The organism is Comamonas sp. JUb58, assembly GCF_004364775.1.
Classification (GTDB): domain Bacteria; phylum Pseudomonadota; class Gammaproteobacteria; order Burkholderiales; family Burkholderiaceae_C; genus Comamonas.
In genome coordinates, this window is sequence record NZ_SOAL01000001.1 from 1 (window position 1) to 19,032 (window position 19,032).

Here is a 19,032-nt window from a genome sequence, read left to right on the forward strand (position 1 = left end):
TACTTCTGGACCATCTTGAGCTTGAAGCTCTCATCGTATTTCGTCATGAAAAACACCCCAAAGGTTGGACTGGTGTCCAACTTTTGGGGTGCAGTTCACAATGCAGGCCTTTGACTTGGGCGCGTCTGCGACCCTCCGCTATTTCTTCTTGCGGTCAATGAAGGCGATCAACTCGCCCATGATGCCGCGGCGGAATGCCAGCACACAGATCACAAAAATCAGGCCGGTCACGATCGTCACCGACTCACCCAAGGTGTTGAACCATTCGACGCCGGTCAAGCGCGACAGCCAGGTGCCGATATCGCCGATCTTGTTCTCCAGCGCGACGATGACAGCCGAGCCGATGATCGGACCAGAGAGCAAGCCCAGGCCGCCCACCAGGGTCATCAGAATGACCTGGCCGGATGCCGTCCAATGCACGTCGGTCAAGGTGGCAAAGCCCAGCACCACGGTCTTGAGCGAGCCTGCCAGGCCGGCCAGTGCCGCCGAGATGACAAAGGCCAGCAGCTTGAAGCGGTTGACGTCGTAGCCCAGCGAGATGGCACGTGGTTCGTTTTCCTTCAGGGCCTTGAGCACCTGACCGAAAGGCGAATGCACCGTGCGCATGATCAGCAGGAAGGCCAGCACTACGATGGCCAGGGCCACGTAGTACATGGTCCAGTCGCTCTCCAGGCTCAGCAGGCCAAACAGCTTGCCGCGCGGCACCGCTTGCAGGCCGTCCTCACCACCGGTAAAGGGCATTTGCAGGCAGGCGAAGAACAGCATCTGCGCGAGCGCCAAGGTGATCATCGAGAAATAAATCCCCTGGCGGCGAATCGCGAGCCAGCCGAACACCACACCCAGCAAGGCGCCGAACACCACGCCGAACAGAATGCCCAGCTCCGGCGTCAGGTGCCAGACCTTGATCGCATGGCCGGTTACGTAAGCCGCACCACCAAAGAAGGCGGCATGGCCGAAGGACAGCAGACCGGTGTAGCCCAGCAGCAGATTGAAGGCACAGGCAAACAGTGCAAAGCACATCAGCTTCATCACGAACACGGGGTAGGCACCCATGAACGGCGCAGCGATCATGCCGAGCAGCAGCAGCCCATAACCCAGTTTGGCAAACTTCTTGGAATTCATCCCCTCACCTCACTTCGCTTTGCCAAACAGGCCAGCCGGGCGCACCAGCAGCACGATGACCATGATCACGAACACGACCGTGGCCGAGGCTTCCGGGTAGAAGACCTTGGTCAGGCCTTCGATCACGCCCAGTGCCAGGCCGGTGACGATGGCACCCATGATGGAGCCCATGCCGCCGATCACGACCACCGCAAACACGGTGATGATCAGGTTCTGGCCCATCAGCGGCGTGACCTGGTAGACCGGAGCAGCCAGCACGCCGGCAAAGGCAGCCAGGCCCACGCCAAAGGCATAGGTCAGCATGATCATCAGCGGCACGTTGACACCGAAAGCCTCGACCAGACGCGGGTTCTCGGTACCGGCGCGCAGGTAGGCACCCAGGCGGGTTTTCTCGATCACGAACCAGGTGGCAAAGCAGACGATCAGCGAGGCCACCACCACCCACATGCGGTAGTTGGGCAACAGCATCACGCCAACGTTGGTGGCGCCTTCGAGCAGTTCGGGCGTGTCATAGCCCAGGCCGGAGACACCGTAGATCGAGCGGAACACGCCTTCGATCAGCAGCGACAGACCCAGGGTCAGCAGCAGGCCGTAGAGGTGGTCGAGCTTGTAGATATGGCGCAGCAGGAAGCGCTCTATCAGCACCCCGATGATGCCCACCAGAATCGGCGACAGCAGCAGCATCACCCAGTAATTGATCTGGAAGTACGATGCCGCCATCCAGGTGAACATGGCCCCCAGCATGAACAAAGCGCCGTGGGCGAAATTGATCACGTTGAGCAGGCCAAAGATCACGGCCAATCCCAGACTGAGAATGGCATAGAACGAGCCATTGACCAGACCCAGCAGCAGCTGGCTCATCAAGGCCGGTAATGAGATACCAAAAATTTCCATGAAAAGCTCACGAGTCGGTGAATGAACACAACACGGCTGGCGTCAGGCTGCCTGGGCCATCGGCACCCGGGCCATCAGCGATGGACGGGTGCCGCAGCGGGCAGCAAAGACGCAGCTTACGTGTGAGCGGTGCTTACTTCCAGAGCGCGCACTTGGATTCGGCCTTGGTCGTCCAGACCTGGTCCGCAGGCAGGGTGGACAGGACCTTCAGGTAATCCCAGGGCTTCTTGGATTCGGCAGGCGACTTGGCTTCGACCAGGTACATGTCGTGCGCGTAGCGGCCATCGGGGCGGATGACACCCTTGCCGTAGAAGTCGTTCAGCGGCGTGCTCTTCAGGTAGGCCATGACCTTGTCGGCATCGGTGGTCTTGACGGCCTCGACAGCCTTCAGGTAGTTCATCGTGGCCGAGTAGTCAGCAGCATGCAGATCGGTAGGCATGCGCTTGGTCTTGGCGAAGAACTTGTCGGCGAACTTGCGCGTCTCGTCGTTCAGGTCCCAGTACCAGCTGGTGGTGTGCAGCAGGCCTTCGGTGTTCTTCAGGCCCATGCTGTGGATGTCGGACAGGAAGACCAGCAGACCGGCGGTCTTCATGGTCTTGTTGATGCCGAACTCACGCGCGGCCTTGATGGCATTGATGGTGTCGCCACCAGCATTGGCCAGACCCAGGATCTGGGCCTTGGAGCTTTGCGCCTGCAGCAGGAAAGACGAGAAGTCAGAAGCGTTGAGCGGGTGGCGCACCGATCCCAGCACCTGGCCGCCCTTGGCCTTGATGACGGCGGTGGTGTCCGCTTCCAGCGAATGGCCGAAAGCGTAGTCGGCCGTCAGGAAGAACCAGGCCTTGCCGCCACGGTCCACCACCGCGCCGCCGGTGCCCTTGGCCAGGGCCACGGTGTCATAGGCGTAGTGCACGGTATAGGGGCTGCATTGCTCATTGGTCAGTGCCGACGAGCCCGCGCCGCTGTTGAAGTAGACGCGCTTTTTCTCTTGGGCCACCTTGGCAGCGGCCAGCGCCGTGCCGGAGTTGGTGCCGCCGAACAGCATGGTCACGCCGGCGGTATCGATCCACTCGCGCGCCTTGGAGGCAGCGATGTCGGCCTTGTTCTGGTGGTCGGCCGAGACCATCTCGATAGGCTGGCCCAGCACCTTGCCACCAAAGTCATCGATGGCCATCTGGATGGCGACGGCGCCGTTCTTGCCTTCCACGTCAGCGTAGAGGCTGGACATGTCCGTGATGAAGCCGATCTTCACCTTTTCCTGTGCCTGGGCAGCGCCTGCGGACAGGGCGACCAAACATGCCACCTGGGCAATGGCTTTGAGCTTTGCTTTCATCTTGTCTCCTAAAAAATATCTGTTCTCAATACATGGCGGCAGTCTGCGCTGCGCCAGGGTTGCAAAAAGTTGGGCCTAGACCCCCAGCAAGGTGTTGAGCAAAGGCATCTTGCCTTCAAGCTCACCCGAGCTGAACTGCTCGACGATCTGGCCGTGTTCCATCACATAGAGGCGGTCGGCCAGCGGCGCGGCAAAGCGGAAGTTCTGCTCCACCATCACGATGGTGTAGCCCTTGGCTCGCAGGTTCACGATCATGCGGGCGAGCGCCTGCACGATGACGGGGGCCAGGCCTTCAGAGATCTCATCGAGCAGCAGCAGCTTGGCGCCGGTGCGCAGGATGCGGGCCACCGCCAGCATCTGCTGCTCGCCGCCCGACAGGCGCGTGCCTGGGCTGTGCCGGCGCTCGGCCAGGTTGGGGAACATCTCGTAGATCTCTTCGACCGACATGCCGGCCGAGCCGGTTTTCAGGTCCGGCGGCAGCATCAGGTTTTCTTCGCAGGAGAGGCTGGCGAAGATGCCGCGCTCTTCCGGGCAGTAACCCAGGCCCAGATGCGCAATCTTGTGCGTCGGCATCTGGATGGTTTCAACGCCATTGATCTTGATCGAGCCCTTGCGCGCTCCGGTCAGGCCCATCACAGCGCGCATCGTCGAGGTGCGGCCCGCGCCATTGCGGCCCAGCAGGGTCACCACCTCGCCTGGCATCACGCGCATGTTCACGCCATGCAGCACATGCGATTCGCCATACCAGGCGTGCAGATCGCTGATCTCCAGTGCAGGCACTCCGTTTTTCTCATTCATGTCAGTGCGCTCCCTGCAGCTGGCCGTCGGTGGTTCCCATATACGCTTCCATCACCTGGGGGTTCTGCGACACGGTCTGGTAGTCGCCCTCGGCCAGGATGGCTCCGCGCTGCAGCACCGTGATGCGGTCTGCAATCGTGGAGATGACCTTCATGTTGTGTTCGACCATCAAGATGGTGCGGCCGGCCGACACCTTCTTGATCAGCTGGGTGACACGCTCCACGTCCTCATGGCCCATGCCCTGGGTGGGCTCGTCGAGCAGCATCAGCTCGGGCTCCATCGCCAAGGTGGTGGCAATCTCCAGCGCACGCTTTTGGCCATAGGGCAGGTTCAGGGTGATCTCGTCGGCCAGATGGGCCAGGCCCACCTCTTCGAGCAAGGCCACGGCACGGCCGTTGAGCTTGTCCAGGGTGCGCTCGCTGCTCCAGAAGTGGAAGGAGGTGCCCAGCTTGCGCTGCAAGGCGATGCGCACGTTCTCCATCAGGCTCAGGTGCGGAAACACGGCCGAGATCTGGAAGGAGCGGATCACCCCACGGCGGGCAATCTGGGCCGGCTCTTCGCTGGTGATGTCCGTGCCGTTGAAATGGATGATGCCCTTGGTGGGCGTCAGAAACTTGGTCAGCAGGTTGAAGCATGTCGTCTTGCCGGCACCATTGGGGCCGATCAGCGCATGGATCGAGCCCCGCTGCACCGACAGGTTGACATTGCTGACTGCTGTGAATCCCCGAAACTCCTTGGTGAGATCTCGGGTTTGAAGAATGACATCACTCATGGGCACCGCACCGCTTCGCTGGAAAAAAGTGCGACGCCTTTCCTGGATGGAAATATACGTCGCTTCGATGCTGCCAATACTAGGAAAGAATACTGCAATGCAACACTGGGGAAAGCCTGTAGGTGAGGCTGCGTACGCGTTAACCCGTGGGCTTTATGCGCTCACTTTTTGATAGTCACCTGAGGGACAAGCGGTCGTCTTTTTGTCATCAAAATCAAGCATGGGCGACAATGTTAGCGCCCTGCTCCGCCCCCTCCATACGCGCTGTGCATCATGGAGGCGGCAGCATGCAAGCCAAGCTGGCTGCTGCTTAGGCGACAGAAGAGGCTTATTGCAGACGGTGTTTGCTGGCTTCAGGCAGCAGCAGGGGCAGCACGTCGATGCCGTCATCGACGAGGGCGCGCTGCTCCTCCGGGGTGGCGGTGCCACGGATGGGCCGGACATCGACCTCGCCCTCATGCATCTGCCGGGCCAGGTCGGCAAAGCCGCTGCCCACATCGTCGGTATTGGCGATGACCTGGCGCGACAGCTCCAGCCAGGCCTGTTGCAGGCGCTGGGCATCGCTGAGCGGGTTATGAGGGGGCTGGGATGGCGAGGATGCCGCCGGCGCGCTGGCGGGCTGTGCAGGGGCTGCAGCAGATGAGGCCGGCGCAGCAGGCGCCGCCGGGGCCAGGGAATTGGATTTGCGCGCCAGATGCGGGGCGCTCAGGCCTTTGACGATCTCGTGCGAGTTGCACATCGGGCAGCTGAGCCAGCCCTGGCTTTGTTGCTGCTCGAAAGCGGCCTCCGAGGCGAACCAGCCCTCAAAGATATGGCCCAAAGGGCAGCGCAGGTTGAAAACCTTCACAGGCTTACCCCGCTCGGCTCACCTTGCGCAGCAGGTACTGGTAGGCAAAACCGGGGAAGGCAAAGGTCAGGAACAAGGTGCCGGTGACGGCATAGAACTCCCAACCCTGGCTGCTGCGCTGGCCAGCACGGCCTTCAAGCAGCATCGCAAAGGCCCCGATGAGGAAGTACAGCACGACCAGCTCAACCAGGCGGATCCACAGTGCCTTGCTGGCACTGCCGCCGTCATGGCATACCGGCCCTGCGGCCAGGATGCGTTGATTCAGAAACGGAAGATTGGCCGCAACAAAGCCCGCCACGATCACCAGCCAAATGGATGCAGTGATAGACATGCGGGCTTTGCAGGGCTAAAGGTAGGACAGCTTAGCTGGCGAGCGCGCGCAGCACGGCGTCAGAGCACAGCTTCATCAGACCGCCGGGCATGATACCCAGGATCAGCACCAGCGCGCCATTGACGACCAGCACGGCACGCACGTCCAGAGGTGCATGCACCTTGGCGGCAGTGATGGGCTTGTCAAAGTACATGACCTTGACCACGCGCAGGTAGTAGAAGGCGCCGATCAGCGACATGATCACCGCAAACACAGCCAGCGCAATGTACAGGCCGCTGCCCGATGCCACCAGCGCCTGCAGCACGGCCAGCTTCGAGTAGAAGCCCACCAGCGGAGGAATACCAGCCATCGAGAACAGGCAGATCGCCATCACGCCAGCGTACAGCGGGCTGCGCTGGTTCAGACCGGCAAAGTCGGCGATCTCTTCGCTCTCGAAGCCTTCACGGGCCAGCAGCAGGATCACACCGAAGGTAGCCAGGGTGGTCAGCACATAGCTTACGACGTAGAACATCGAGGCGCTGTAGGCGTTGCCAGCGGTAGCCGCTTCGACATTGCCATTGACCACACCGGACATCAGACCCAGCAGCACAAAGCCCATTTGCGAGATGGTCGAGTAGGCCAGCATGCGCTTGATGTTGGTCTGGGCGATAGCTGCCAGGTTACCGATCAGCAGCGAGAGGATGGCAAGCACGCCCAGCATCTGTTGCCAATCAAAGGCCAGCGGCAGCAGGCCGTCCACCAGCAGGCGGATCACGATGGCAAAGGCTGCCAGCTTGGGCGCGCCGCCCACGATCATGGTGATAGCCGTTGGTGCGCCTTGGTAGACGTCAGGCACCCACATGTGGAAAGGCACCACACCCAGCTTGAAGGCCAGACCAGCGACCACAAACACCAGACCGAAGACCAGCACCTGGTGGCGGATCAGGCCGGAGTTCACCGCCTTGAACACTTCACCAATATCGAGCGAACCCGTGGCACCGTAGATCATCGACAGGCCGTACAGCAGGAAACCCGACGCCAGGGCACCCAGCACGAAGTACTTCATGCCAGCTTCCACCGCAGCGTTGTTGTCACGGCGCAGGCAAACCAGCGCGTAGCTCGACAGGGTCAGCAGCTCCAGGCCCAGGTAGATGATCAGGAAGTTGTTGCCCGAGATCATCACGTTCATGCCCAGCAGCGCCAGCAGCGACAGGATGAAGTACTCACCGCCCTTGAGCATGCCACGGTCACGCGAGTAACCACGGCCATACACCAGGGTCACGGCCATCGCGATGGCCGCAGCGCACTTGAGCCAGTTACCCATGGCGTCCGAGACGACCATGTTGCCAAAGGCGTAGAAGGTGTTGCCATTGGCGGCGTAGATACCGGTGATCACCGCCACGACCCCGAGGGTCAGCAGCGATAGCACGTAGGTGAGCGTGCGGCCCGGGCTCTTGACGCCCAGGTCCACGAGGGTGATGACGCAGGCCATCACCAACAGCACGATTTCAGGATAGATAGCCAGCCAGCTGATGTTATCAATCATCTCAAGTCTCTCAATTCTGTCTGACCATCACAGCTTGGACACGGCGACATGCTTGAGCAGGTCGGCTACCGAGGCACCCATCACATCAGTGAACGGCGCGGGGTAGATACCCATGATCAGCACGGCAGCAGCCAAGATGCCCAGGATAAGGAATTCGCGGCAACCGATGTCCTTGAGCTCGCGCACATGGTCATTGGCGATGGGGCCGAAGTACACGCGCTTGTACATCCACAGCGTGTAGGCAGCGCCCAGAATCAGCGCGGTGGCCGACAGCACACCAATCCAGAAGTTGAACTTGGTGGCGCCCAGGATCACCATCCACTCGCCGATGAAACCGGCGGTGCCTGGCAGGCCGCAGTTGGCCATCGCAAACAGCAGTGCAAAGGCAGCGAACTTGGGCATGGTGTTGACCACGCCGCCGTAGGCAGCGATATCACGCGAATGCACGCGGTCGTACAGCACGCCGATACACAGGAACATCGCGCCCGACACAAAGCCGTGGGCAATCATCTGCATCAGACCACCCATGACACCGATGTCATTGAAGATGAAGAAGCCCAGGGTCACAAAGCCCATGTGTGCGACGGACGAATAAGCCACGAGCTTCTTCATGTCCTTCTGCACAATCGCCACCAGACCCACATAGATCACAGCCACCAGCGACAGCGCGATGATGAGCCAGGCCCATTCGTGCGACGCATCAGGAGCGATGGGCATGGAGAAACGCAGGAAACCATAGGCACCCAGCTTCAGCATGATCGCGGCCAGCACGGCAGAACCACCGGTAGGCGCTTCGACGTGAACGTCGGGCAGCCAGGTGTGGACCGGGAACATCGGCACCTTCACCGCAAATGCAGCGAAGAAGGCAAAGAAGATCAAGGTCTGCTCGGTCATCGTCAGCGGCAGCTGGTGCCAGGCCAGAATCTCGAAGCTACCGGCCTTGGTGTACAGGTACAGCAGTGCGATCAAGGTCAGCAGCGAACCCATCAGGGTGTACAGGAAGAACTTGAAAGCGGCGTAGATGCGGTTCGGGCCGCCCCAGATACCGATGATCAGGTACATCGGGATCAGCGTGGCTTCGAAGAACACGTAGAACAGCAGACCGTCCAGTGCGGAGAACACACCGATCATCAGACCCGACAGGATCAGGAACGCACCCATGTACTGGTTCACGCGCTCGGTGATCGACTCCCAGGACGCCAGCACCACGATCACCGTGATGAAGGCGGTCAGTGGCACGAACCAGAAGGAGATGCCATCAACGCCTAGGTAGTAGTTGATACCGAAGCGTGGAATCCAGGACGCCTTCTCGACGAACTGCATCGCCGACGTACCCAGCTGGAAGCCGGTGTACAGCGGCAAGGTGACCAAGAGGCCTATCAGCGCACCGACCAGTGCGATCCAGCGCACCATCTTGGCTTGCTCCTGCTTGCCAAAGGCCAGCAGGACCGTACCAAAGACGATGGGCGTCCAAATTGCAAGACTCAACAATCCCATTTTTCTTCTTCCTTACTTGTTGAGCAGCACGAAGTACGTCATGGCCAGGAAGATACCCAGAATCATGACCAATGCGTAGTGGTACACATAACCCGTCTGCAGCCAGCGCACCAGAGCGGAGATGCGGCCAACGACCTTCCAGGAACCGTTGACGATCAGGCCATCGATCAGACCCTGGTCGCCCACCTTCCAGAACACGCCGCCCAGCACGCGCGAGCCGCGGGCGAAGATGTTTTCGTAGACCCAGTCCACACCGTACTTGCCTTCCAGCGCCTGGTACAGGCCGACCTTCTCGCTCATGCGCTTGATGGCCGCAGGAATCTCAGGCTTGACCATGTAGAACACATAAGAGGTCACCACACCAGCCAGCGCCAACCAGAACGGCGCAGCGGTGAAGCCGTGCAGTGCCATCGGAATCCAGCCGTGGATCTTCTCGGCCAGCTCGGCCATTGCGCCGTGCTTGCTGCCATCCACATAGATGACACCCTTGAAGAAATCACCGAACAGCATGGGCATCAGCGCGATCGCACCGATCACCACCGAAGGGATCGCCAGCAGCACCAGCGGCAGGGTCACCACCCAAGGCGACTCATGCGGCTTGGCATCGTGGCCATGGCCATGGTGGTCGTCATGACCATGGTGGTCATCGTGGTGGGCATCGGGGTTCTGGTCGTAGCGCTCTTTACCGTGGAACACGATGAAGTACAGGCGGAACGAGTAGAACGCGGTGATGAACACACCAGCCAGCACGGCAAAGTTGGCAAAGCCGGCGGCAGGCAGGTTCGAGGCGTGTACCGCTTCGATGATCGCGTCCTTCGAGTAGAAGCCCGAGAAGAACGGCGTACCGATCAGCGCCAGGTTACCCAGCAGGAAGGTGATCCAGGTGATGGGCATGTACTTGCGCACGCCACCCATCCAGCGGATGTCCTGGTTGTGGTGCATGCCCATGATGACCGAGCCTGCGCCGAGGAACAGCAGTGCCTTGAAGAAGGCGTGCGTCATCAGGTGGAACACGGACACCGAGTAGGCCGACACGCCCAGCGCAATGGTCATGTAACCCAGCTGCGACAAGGTGGAGTACGCGATCACGCGCTTGATGTCGTTCTGGATGATGCCCAGGATACCCATGAACAGCGCGGTGATCGAGCCGATCACGAGGATGAAGTTCAGCGCGGTATCGGACAGTTCATAGAGCGGCGACATGCGCGAGACCATGAAGATACCGGCGGTCACCATCGTGGCCGCGTGGATCAGTGCCGAGATGGGGGTAGGACCTTCCATCGAATCGGGCAGCCAGGCATGCAGCGGGAACTGGGCCGACTTGCCCATCGCACCGATGAACAGGCAGATGCAGATCACCGTCATCAACGACCAGGTAGAACCTGGCAGGGTCATGCCGTTCAGTTCCTGGCTCTTGGCGAAGATTTCGGTGTAGTTCAGGGTGCCGGTGTAGGCAGCGATCAGGCCGATGCCCAGGATGAAGCCGAAGTCACCGACACGGTTGACCACGAAGGCCTTCATGTTGGCGAAGATCGCGGTTTCCTTCTTGAAGTAGAAACCGATCAACAGGTAAGACACCAGGCCCACTGCTTCCCAGCCGAAGAACAGCTGCAGCAGGTTGTTGCTCATCACCAGCATCAGCATGGAGAAGGTGAACAGCGAGATGTACGAGAAGAAGCGGTCGTAGCCTTCGTCTTCTTCCATGTAGCCCATCGTGTAGATGTGCACCATCAGCGACACGAAGGTCACCACGCACATCATCATCGCGGTGATGGAGTCGATCAGGAAACCGATCTCCATCTTCAGCGACCCGACGGTCATCCAGGTGTAGAGCGTCTGGTTGAAGGTCGCACCTTCAAACACCACGCTCTGGAACGTCATCGCAGAGATGACGAAGGCAATGAACACACCCAGGATGGTGAGCGTGCGGCTGCCAACGCGGCCGATGCGGTTACCGCCCAGGGCGGTGCCGAAAATGCCTGCCAGCAAAGATCCTGCCAGGGGCGCCAAAGGCACCGCCAACAGTGTTGAAGCAGAAAGGGTTTGACTCATTCTTCTTAACCTTGCAAGTATGGGTGCCTCAACCCTTCAGGGAGTTGAGATCTTCCGCATCAATGGTGGATTTGTTACGGAACAGCAACACCAAGATTGCCAACCCAATTGCCGACTCCGCCGCCGCAACGGTCAGGATGAAGAACACGAAGATCTGGCCGTGCATGTCTCCCAGGTAGTGGGAGAAGGCAACAAAGTTCGTGTTCACGGCCAGCAGCATCAACTCGATGGCCATCAGCAGCACGATCAGGTTGCGGCGGTTCATGAAGATACCGACCACGGACAGCGCGAACAGCATCGCGCCCAACGTCAGAAAATGACCCAGTGTGAGCGTCATACCTTCTTCTCCTCGGCATCAGCAGCAGGCGGCACCAACGGTGCTGGCGGCTTGCTGGCCTCGACTTTGACCAATTGCAGACGATCCGAAGCACGCACGCGCACTTGCAGGGATGCATCGATAGCCTTGGAGTCCTTGCGTTGGCGCAGGGTCAGGGCAATCGCGGCAATCATCGCCACCAGCAAGATGACCGCAGCCACTTGCACAGGGAACAGATACTCGGTGTAGAGCATGGTGCCCAGCGCCTTGACGTTGCTGTAAGGCACGACATTGCCAGCCGCATCCATCACCGCAGGAATGGCCTTGGGCGCATCAATGGCGCTGAAGCCACCGATCAACACCACACCCATTTCAAACGCGACGATGGCAAAAATCACCGCTGCGAGCGGGAAGTTCTTCCAGAAGTTCTTGCGCAGCTGGTCGATGCGGATATCCAGCATCATCACCACGAAGAGGAACAGCACCATGACAGCGCCCAGGTAGACCATCACCAGCACGATGGCCAGGAACTCCGCCTTGAGCAGCAACCAGATACCGGCTGCCTGAGAGAACGCCAACATCAGGTGCAACACAGCGAGCACCGGATTTGGGGAAGTAATCACTCGGAATGCCGCGTACAGCAGCACTACCGAGAACAGATAGAAAAAACCAGTTGTGACATCCATGTGGGGCTCTTTTCGATCATTCTCCAAGTGCCGCGTTAGCGGTACTTTGCGTCCGCAGCCTTGGCTGCAGCAATTTCAGGTTCGTAACGGTCGCCCACGGCCAGCAGCATTTCCTTGGTGAAGTACAGGTCGCCGCGCTTTTCCCCGTGGTATTCCAGAATCTGGGTTTCCACGATGGAGTCAACCGGGCAGCTTTCTTCACAGAAGCCACAGAAAATGCACTTGGTCAGATCGATGTCGTAACGGGTGGTGCGGCGTGAGCCGTCATCACGCACATCGGACTCGATCGTGATCGCCATGGCGGGGCAGACGGCTTCGCAGAGCTTGCAGGCAATGCAACGCTCTTCGCCGTTTTCATAGCGGCGCAGCGCGTGCAGGCCACGGAAACGGGGCGACAGCGGTGTCTTCTCTTCGGGGAACTGGACCGTAATCTTGCGCGCAAACGTGTAGCGACCGGTCAGGGCCATGCCCTTCATCAATTCCCAGAGCATGAAGCTCTTGAAGAAATCCTTCACCGAGAAAGAGCGGGGAGAAACTGCAGTAGTCATGTTGTATTCCTCCGCTTATTTCCAGATGTTCCATGGCGACAGCAACCAGCCGCCGACAAAGACCAGGTACACCAGGGTGACGGGGATGAAGATCTTCCAACCCAGACGCATGATCTGGTCATAGCGGAAACGTGGGAAAGTAGCGCGAATCCAGATGAACATCGACACCACCAGGAACGTCTTGGCAGCCAGCCAGATCCAGCCGGGGATGAAGGACAGGAAATCGAACGGTGGCAACCAGCCGCCCAGGAACATGATCACGGCCAGGATGGACACCAGCCACATGCTCGCGTACTCCGCCAGGAAGAACACGGCAAAGCCCATGCCCGAATATTCCACCATGTGACCGGCCACGATTTCCGCTTCGCCTTCAACGACGTCGAAGGGGTGGCGGTTGGTCTCAGCCACGGCCGAGATCAGGTAGACGATGAACATCGGCAGCAGTGGCAGCCAGTTCCACGACAGGATGCTGGCACCCGACGATGCCATCATGCCCTTGCCCTGGGCCAGCACGATTTCGGTCAGGTTCATGCTGCCGGTGACCATGATCACCACCAGGAAGCAGAAGCCCATCGCGATTTCATAGCTCACCATCTGGGCCGATGCGCGCAGCGCGCCCAGGAAAGCGTACTTGGAGTTCGATGCCCAGCCGGCGATGATCACGCCATAGACTTCGATCGAGGTGATGGCCATCACCAGCAGCAGGCCCACGTTGACATTGGCCAGCGCCACATCAGGGCCGAAGGGGATGACCACCCAGGCTGCCAGCGCAGGCATGATGGCCATGATCGGGCCCAGGCGGTAGAGGCCCGAGCTCGCCGCCGTCGGCGTGATGATTTCCTTGGTCATCAGCTTGAGGCCGTCGGCCAGAGGCTGGAGCAGACCAAAAGGGCCGACCCGGTTGGGGCCGTAACGCACTTGCATGAAGCCCAGGAGCTTGCGCTCCCACAGGGTCAGGTAAGCCACCGCGCCCATCAGAGGCAGAACGATGCACAGGATCTTGACCAGGTTCCAGATCACTGGCCAGACCAGGGTCGCCCACCATTCCGCTGCGATCAGGGTCAGACCGCCGTTGTAGATTGCGTCGATCATGCTGCCACCACCTCCGAGGATTGGCGGGCATCCGCCGTCATTTGCAACGACGGCGCGCGACGCACGATGCCATCGAGTTGGTAGATGCTGGCAACCACGGGCTCCTGGCCTGCAGGTGCCGACACTGCCATATTGGTCTTGGTGCTGTTGGACAGCAGCTCGGCAGGCACCTGGCCTTGCGAGCCGGTGGCCACGGCCAGCACATCCTGCGAGGAGTCAAAGGCCATGCCTGCAACATCCAGCAGATTGCCCAGCACGCGCAGCACCTTCCAGCCCGGACGGGTATCGCCCAGTGGCTTGACCACGGCGTGGAAGCTCTGCACACGGCCTTCGGCGTTCACGAACGAGCCCGAGGTCTCGGTGAATGGCGCGATTGGCAGCAGCACATCGGCGATGTCCATGTTGGCCTTGAACGGGCTCAGGCTCACCACCATCTCGCAGCCTTGCAGCGCCTGGCTGCCAGCGGCCGTGTCGAATGCGGGTTCGCAGTTGAGCAAGATTGCTGCCTTGACGCCACCGGCGAGCATCTCGCCAGCGTGCATGCCATGGGCCTGGGGCACAGCACCCACCCATTGCGCGCCCACGGTGTTGGCCGCTTCGGTCAGGAAGCCCACGGTCGCACCGGTCTGCGCGCCAATCCAGTTGGCGATCGACAGCAAGGTGCTCGCTTGTGCATGGTGCGCGACCGCATTGCCCAGCAGGATGGCCTTTTGCTCGCCGTTTTGCAGCGCGCGGGCAATCTCGATGGACTCAGGCGTCACCGTACCGGCATTGTTAGGCGCTTCCACACCCTTGGACTGGGCGATGGCCGCTGCCACGGAGGACAGCGCATAGGCCCACTGCGCAGCAGGTGTGACCACCTGGTGGGCCAGCGGAATCGCCAGATCAAAAGCCTTGGACTGGATGGCGGTCACCACCGCGCCCTTGCGGGCGGCCTGGCGGATGCGCTGGGCAAACAGCGGATGCTCCTTGCGCACGTTTGAGCCCACGATCAAAGCCGTGTTCAGGTCCGACAGCGAAGCGATCGAGCGGCCCAGCCAGCGCACGCCTTCTGCCTTGGCAAAATCGGCGTTGCGCAGACGGTAGTCCACGTTCTGGCTGCCCAGCGAGCGCACCAGCTCACCGGCCAGGAACAGCTCTTCGAGCGTGCTGTGCGGGCTGACCAGCGCACCCACGGCGCTGGCGCCATGGTCGCGTTGCACGCTCTTGATGCCATTGGCCACGTATTCCAGCGCAGCTTGCCAGCTCACTTCGAGCCATTGGCCGCCTTGCTTGATCATCGGCGCGGTCAGGCGCTCTTCGCCGTTGAGGGCTTCGTAGGAGAAGCGGTCACGGTCGGCAATCCAGCATTCGTTGACGGCATCGTTCTCGAAAGGCACAACGCGCATCACCTTGTTGTTCTTGACCTGAACGATCAAGTTGGCACCGGTGGAGTCATGCGGGGAGACCGACTTGCGGCGCGACAGTTCCCAGGTACGGGCGCTGTAGCGGAAAGGCTTGCTCGTGAGCGCGCCCACGGGGCAGATGTCGATCATGTTGCCCGACAGCTCCGAGTCCACCGTATCGCCCACGACCGTGGTGATCTCGGCGTGCTCGCCGCGGTTGACCATGCCCAGCTCCATGATGCCCGAGACTTCTTGACCGAAGCGCACGCAGCGGGTGCAGTGGATGCAACGGCTCATCTCTTCCATCGAGATCAGCGGGCCCACGTTCTTGTGGAAGACCACGCGCTTTTCTTCTTCGTAGCGCGAGCTGCTGGCACCGTAGCCCACAGCCAAGTCCTGCAACTGGCATTCACCGCCCTGGTCGCAGATCGGGCAATCCAGCGGGTGGTTGATGAGCAGGAACTCCATCACCGATTGCTGGGCCTTGACCGCCTTGTCCGAGGTGGTGCGCACAATCATGCCTTGAGTCACGGGCGTGGCGCATGCGGGCATCGCCTTGGGCGCCTTCTCGACGTCCACTAGGCACATACGGCAGTTCGCCGCGATCGACAGTTTCTTGTGGTAGCAGAAGTGAGGGATGTACTTGCCCGCCGCATCGGCCGCGTGCATGACCATGCTGCCTTCCGCGACCTCGACCTTCTGACCGTCTATTTCAATTTCAACCATATGCTCACTCGCGATCAGGAAGAAGCAGCGGTCTGCTTTTCAGCAGCGTTGATCTTTGCTTCGAATTCATGGCGGAAATGCTTGATCATTGCGCGCACCGGCATCGCTGCCGCATCGCCCAATGCGCAAATCGTGCGCCCCATGATGTTGCCGGCTACCGAGTCCAGCTTGTCCAGATCCTCGGCGCGGCCGTGGCCGTGCTGGATGCGGTCGACCATGCGCCACAGCCAGCCCGTGCCTTCGCGGCAAGGGGTGCACTGTCCGCAGGACTCGTGCTGGTAGAAGTAGGACAGGCGCAGCAGGCTCTCGACCATGTCGCGCGAGTCGTCCATCACGATGACGGCGCCCGAGCCCAGCATCGAGCCGGCCTTGGAGATGGAGTCATAGTCCATCGTGCAGGCCATCATGATGTCGGCAGGCAGCACAGGGGCCGACGATCCGCCAGGGATCACAGCCTTGAGCTTGCGACCGGTGCGCACACCGCCCGCCAGCTCCAGCAAGGTGGAGAACGGCGTGCCCATCGGCACTTCGTAGTTGCCGGGCTTGTTCACGTCACCGCTGACCGAGAAGATCTTGGTGCCGCCGTTGTTGGGCTTGCCGCATTCCAGGTAGGCCTGACCACCGTTGCGGATGATCCAGGGAACGGCCGCAAAGGTTTCGGTGTTGTTGATCGTCGTGGGCTTGCCATACAGACCAAAGCTGGCCGGGAATGGCGGCTTGAAGCGGGGCTGGCCCTTCTTGCCTTCGAGCGATTCGAGCAAGGCGGTTTCTTCGCCGCAGATGTAGGCGCCAAAGCCATGGTGGGCATGCAGCTCGAAGCTGAAGTTGCTGCCCATGATGTTGTCACCCAGGTAGCCTGCCGCACGCGCCTCTTCCAGCGCCGCTTCAAAGCGTTCGTAGACCTGGAAGATTTCGCCGTGGATGTAGTTGTAACCCAGCGAGATGCCCATGGCATACGCGGCGATGGCCATGCCTTCGATCACGATATGCGGGTTGAACATCAGGATGTCACGGTCCTTGCAGGTGCCAGGCTCGCCCTCGTCCGAATTGCACACCAGGTGCTTTTGGCCGGGGAAGTTGCGGGGCATGAAGCTCCACTTCAGACCGGTGGGGAAGCCAGCGCCGCCACGGCCGCGCAGACCCGATTCCTTCATCGTGGCAATGACCTGGTCCTGGGTCAGACCCTCGCCACCGTCCTTGCCCAGCAGCTTGCGCAGGGCCTGGTAGCCACCGCGAGCCTCGTAGTCTTTGATCGACCAGTTCGTGCCGTCCAGACCTGCATAGATCTGGGGTTCGATGTGGCGATCGTGGAAGCAGGTTTCCACGCCGGTGGCCTGGAACTGCGACAGAATTTGAGCGGCTGTAGTCACTTGGTGTCCTCCGCTGCGCGCAAGCCGGTCAGCAGCTGGTCCAGCTTTTCGTTGTCCATGAAGCTGCACATGTGGCGGTCATTGACCAGCAGCACCGGTGCATCGGCGCAGGCGCCCAGGCATTCGGATTGCTCGATGGTGAACACGCCATCGGCGGTGGTATCACCCATCTTGATGCCCAGCTTGTCTTCCAGGTGCTTGAGTGCCTCGCGGCCGCGACGCAGCTGGCAAGGCAGGTTGGTGCACACGCTCAACTTGTACTTGCCCACCGAGTGCTGGTTGTACATGTTGTAGAAGGTGGTCACTTCATGCACGGCGATCTCGGGCATCTCCAGGAATTCGGCGATCACCGCCTCGCTCTCCTGGCTTACCCAGCCCTGCTCCTGCTGCACGATAGACAGGCAAGCCATCACGGCCGACTGCTTCTGCTCTGCCGGATACTTGGCAACTTCGCGGGCAAAGCGTGCTTTTGTTGCTTCGGTAATCATCGGTCAACGTCTCCAAACACGATGTCCAAGGTGCTCAGCACCATCACGGCATCGGCCAGCATGTGGCCACGGCTCATTTCATCGAGCGCCGAGAGATGCACAAATCCTGGTGGACGAATCTTCAGGCGGTAAGGCTTGTTGGCACCATCGCTGATCAGGTAGATGCCGAACTCGCCCTTGGGGTGCTCCACCGATGCGTAAGCCTCGCCCTCGGGCACTTTGAAGCCTTCGGTGAACAGCTTGAAGTGGTGGATCAGCTCTTCCATGTTGGACTTCATGGATTCGCGATCGGGAGGCGCCACCTTGTGGTTGTCGGTGATGACCGGACCGGGGTTGGCACGCAGCCAGTCCACGCACTGCTTGACGATGCGGTTGGACTCGCGCATTTCAGCAATGCGCACCAGGTAGCGGTCATAGCAGTCGCCAGTCTTGCCCACAGGGATGTCGAAATCCATGCGGTCATAGACTTCGTAGGGCTGCGACTTGCGCATGTCCCAGGCCAGGCCCGAGCCGCGCAGCATCGGGCCGGTCAGGCCCAGGTTCATCGCACGGTCGACATCGACCACGCCGATGCCCACATTGCGCTGCTTCCAGATGCGGTTGTCCGTCAGCAGGGTTTCGTATTCGTCCACGCACTTGGGGAAACGCGCGGTGAAGTCATCGATGAAGTCGATGAGCGAACCTTGGCGGTTGCTGTTCATCTGCTCGATGGCCTTGGCATTGCGCACCTTGCTGGCCTTGTACTGCGGCATGCTCTCTGGCAGATCGCGGTACACGCCACCCGGGCGGAAGTAGGCCGCGTGCATGCGCGCGCCGGAGACGGCTTCGTACATGTCCATCAGGTCTTCACGTTCGCGGAAGGCGTAGATCAGAATGGTCGAGCTGCCGCCGTCATTGCCCGAAGAGCCCAGCCACATCAGGTGGTTCATGATGCGGGTGATCTCGGAATACATCACGCGGATGTATTGCGCGCGGATCGGCACTTCCAGGCCCAGCAGCTTTTCGATAGCCAGGCAGTAGGCGTGTTCGTTGCTCATCATCGAGCAGTAATCCAGGCGGTCCATATAGGGCAGCGACTGGATAAAGGTCTTGCTCTCCGCCAGCTTCTCGGTGGCGCGGTGCAGCAGGCCGATATGCGGGTCTGCACGTTGCACCACTTCACCATCGAGCTCCAGCACCAAACGCAGCACGCCGTGTGCTGCAGGATGCTGGGGACCGAAGTTGAGTGTGTAGTTTTTGATTTCAGCCATGGT

The 19,032-nt window shown here is 60.4% G+C and carries 18 protein-coding genes; all 18 read right to left on the reverse strand.

Features of this window, described 5'->3' with window-relative positions:
- Positions 1–138: 138 nt before the first annotated feature.
- Entirely contained in the window at positions 139–1,122 is a 984-nt protein-coding gene (locus EDF71_RS00005) for a branched-chain amino acid ABC transporter permease (RefSeq protein ID WP_133854605.1), read from the reverse strand.
- Positions 1,123–1,131: 9 nt separating this feature from the next.
- Complete coding sequence (locus EDF71_RS00010; RefSeq protein WP_133854606.1) at positions 1,132–2,016, reverse strand: branched-chain amino acid ABC transporter permease; 885 nt, start codon at positions 2,014–2,016, stop codon at positions 1,132–1,134.
- Between the two features lie 133 nt (positions 2,017–2,149).
- On the reverse strand, positions 2,150–3,346 hold the full coding sequence (locus EDF71_RS00015) for an ABC transporter substrate-binding protein (protein ID WP_133854607.1): 1,197 nt from the start codon (positions 3,344–3,346) through the stop codon (positions 2,150–2,152).
- Between the two features lie 75 nt (positions 3,347–3,421).
- The gene (locus tag EDF71_RS00020; RefSeq protein WP_133854608.1) at positions 3,422–4,144 is read right to left on the reverse strand and encodes an ABC transporter ATP-binding protein; all 723 of its coding nucleotides are present in this window, start codon (positions 4,142–4,144) and stop codon (positions 3,422–3,424) included.
- Between the two features lies 1 nt (position 4,145).
- Positions 4,146–4,916 (reverse strand): ABC transporter ATP-binding protein, encoded by a 771-nt coding sequence (locus EDF71_RS00025; protein WP_021028573.1) that lies wholly within the window; start codon positions 4,914–4,916, stop codon positions 4,146–4,148.
- 328 nt (positions 4,917–5,244) lie between these two features.
- A complete protein-coding gene (locus EDF71_RS00030) occupies positions 5,245–5,763 on the reverse strand; it encodes a DUF1178 family protein (protein WP_133854609.1) in 519 nt (172 codons plus the stop codon).
- Positions 5,764–5,767: 4 nt separating this feature from the next.
- Positions 5,768–6,094, reverse strand: coding sequence for a DUF2818 family protein (locus EDF71_RS00035; RefSeq protein WP_133854610.1), 327 nt, complete (start codon positions 6,092–6,094; stop codon positions 5,768–5,770).
- A 31-nt stretch (positions 6,095–6,125) separates the two neighbouring features.
- A complete protein-coding gene (gene nuoN / locus EDF71_RS00040) occupies positions 6,126–7,619 on the reverse strand; it encodes an NADH-quinone oxidoreductase subunit NuoN (RefSeq protein WP_133854611.1) in 1,494 nt (497 codons plus the stop codon).
- 27 nt (positions 7,620–7,646) lie between these two features.
- Positions 7,647–9,116 carry an NADH-quinone oxidoreductase subunit M gene (locus EDF71_RS00045; protein WP_133854612.1) on the reverse strand — a complete coding sequence of 490 codons (1,470 nt, stop codon included), beginning with the start codon at positions 9,114–9,116 and terminating at the stop codon, positions 7,647–7,649.
- 12 nt (positions 9,117–9,128) lie between these two features.
- On the reverse strand, positions 9,129–11,168 hold the full coding sequence (gene nuoL, locus EDF71_RS00050) for an NADH-quinone oxidoreductase subunit L (protein ID WP_133854613.1): 2,040 nt from the start codon (positions 11,166–11,168) through the stop codon (positions 9,129–9,131).
- A 28-nt stretch (positions 11,169–11,196) separates the two neighbouring features.
- On the reverse strand, positions 11,197–11,505 hold the full coding sequence (gene nuoK, locus EDF71_RS00055; protein WP_133854614.1) for an NADH-quinone oxidoreductase subunit NuoK: 309 nt from the start codon (positions 11,503–11,505) through the stop codon (positions 11,197–11,199).
- Positions 11,502–12,170 (reverse strand): NADH-quinone oxidoreductase subunit J, encoded by a 669-nt coding sequence (locus EDF71_RS00060; RefSeq protein ID WP_133854615.1) that lies wholly within the window; start codon positions 12,168–12,170, stop codon positions 11,502–11,504. The genes nuoK and EDF71_RS00060 overlap by 4 nt, the downstream gene beginning before the upstream one ends.
- Positions 12,171–12,205: 35 nt before the next feature.
- Complete coding sequence (nuoI, locus tag EDF71_RS00065) at positions 12,206–12,718, reverse strand: NADH-quinone oxidoreductase subunit NuoI (RefSeq protein ID WP_021028565.1); 513 nt, start codon at positions 12,716–12,718, stop codon at positions 12,206–12,208.
- Between the two features lie 15 nt (positions 12,719–12,733).
- Positions 12,734–13,810, reverse strand: a complete 1,077-nt coding sequence (nuoH, locus tag EDF71_RS00070) for an NADH-quinone oxidoreductase subunit NuoH (RefSeq protein ID WP_133854616.1) — start codon at positions 13,808–13,810, stop codon at positions 12,734–12,736.
- The gene (gene nuoG, locus EDF71_RS00075; protein WP_133854617.1) at positions 13,807–15,921 is read right to left on the reverse strand and encodes an NADH-quinone oxidoreductase subunit NuoG; all 2,115 of its coding nucleotides are present in this window, start codon (positions 15,919–15,921) and stop codon (positions 13,807–13,809) included. Before nuoG ends, nuoH begins: the two co-directional genes overlap by 4 nt.
- Positions 15,922–15,935: 14 nt before the next feature.
- Complete coding sequence (nuoF, locus tag EDF71_RS00080) at positions 15,936–17,291, reverse strand: NADH-quinone oxidoreductase subunit NuoF (RefSeq protein ID WP_133854618.1); 1,356 nt, start codon at positions 17,289–17,291, stop codon at positions 15,936–15,938.
- Positions 17,288–17,779, reverse strand: coding sequence for an NADH-quinone oxidoreductase subunit NuoE (nuoE, locus tag EDF71_RS00085; protein WP_133854619.1), 492 nt, complete (start codon positions 17,777–17,779; stop codon positions 17,288–17,290). Before nuoE ends, nuoF begins: the two co-directional genes overlap by 4 nt.
- Entirely contained in the window at positions 17,776–19,029 is a 1,254-nt protein-coding gene (locus EDF71_RS00090) for an NADH-quinone oxidoreductase subunit D (RefSeq protein WP_133854620.1), read from the reverse strand. The genes nuoE and EDF71_RS00090 overlap by 4 nt, the downstream gene beginning before the upstream one ends.
- Positions 19,030–19,032: the final 3 nt, after the last annotated feature.

What these genes read in the sequence shown, in the direction of transcription:
- EDF71_RS00005 (WP_133854605.1), bottom strand. Translation starts at nt 1,122, where the DNA reads ATGAATTCCAAGAAGTTTGCCAAACTGGGTTATGGGCTGCTGCTGCTC.
- EDF71_RS00010 (WP_133854606.1), bottom strand. Translation starts at nt 2,016, where the DNA reads ATGGAAATTTTTGGTATCTCATTACCGGCCTTGATGAGCCAGCTGCTG.
- EDF71_RS00015 (WP_133854607.1), bottom strand. Translation starts at nt 3,346, where the DNA reads ATGAAAGCAAAGCTCAAAGCCATTGCCCAGGTGGCATGTTTGGTCGCC.
- EDF71_RS00020 (WP_133854608.1), bottom strand. Translation starts at nt 4,144, where the DNA reads ATGAATGAGAAAAACGGAGTGCCTGCACTGGAGATCAGCGATCTGCAC.
- EDF71_RS00025 (WP_021028573.1), bottom strand. Translation starts at nt 4,916, where the DNA reads ATGAGTGATGTCATTCTTCAAACCCGAGATCTCACCAAGGAGTTTCGG.
- EDF71_RS00035 (WP_133854610.1), bottom strand. Translation starts at nt 6,094, where the DNA reads ATGTCTATCACTGCATCCATTTGGCTGGTGATCGTGGCGGGCTTTGTT.
- nuoN (WP_133854611.1), bottom strand. Translation starts at nt 7,619, where the DNA reads ATGATTGATAACATCAGCTGGCTGGCTATCTATCCTGAAATCGTGCTG.
- EDF71_RS00045 (WP_133854612.1), bottom strand. Translation starts at nt 9,116, where the DNA reads ATGGGATTGTTGAGTCTTGCAATTTGGACGCCCATCGTCTTTGGTACG.
- nuoL (WP_133854613.1), bottom strand. Translation starts at nt 11,168, where the DNA reads ATGAGTCAAACCCTTTCTGCTTCAACACTGTTGGCGGTGCCTTTGGCG.
- nuoK (WP_133854614.1), bottom strand. Translation starts at nt 11,505, where the DNA reads ATGACGCTCACACTGGGTCATTTTCTGACGTTGGGCGCGATGCTGTTC.
- EDF71_RS00060 (WP_133854615.1), bottom strand. Translation starts at nt 12,170, where the DNA reads ATGGATGTCACAACTGGTTTTTTCTATCTGTTCTCGGTAGTGCTGCTG.
- nuoI (WP_021028565.1), bottom strand. Translation starts at nt 12,718, where the DNA reads ATGACTACTGCAGTTTCTCCCCGCTCTTTCTCGGTGAAGGATTTCTTC.
- nuoH (WP_133854616.1), bottom strand. Translation starts at nt 13,810, where the DNA reads ATGATCGACGCAATCTACAACGGCGGTCTGACCCTGATCGCAGCGGAA.
- nuoG (WP_133854617.1), bottom strand. Translation starts at nt 15,921, where the DNA reads ATGGTTGAAATTGAAATAGACGGTCAGAAGGTCGAGGTCGCGGAAGGC.
- nuoE (WP_133854619.1), bottom strand. Translation starts at nt 17,779, where the DNA reads ATGATTACCGAAGCAACAAAAGCACGCTTTGCCCGCGAAGTTGCCAAG.
- EDF71_RS00090 (WP_133854620.1), bottom strand. Translation starts at nt 19,029, where the DNA reads ATGGCTGAAATCAAAAACTACACACTCAACTTCGGTCCCCAGCATCCT.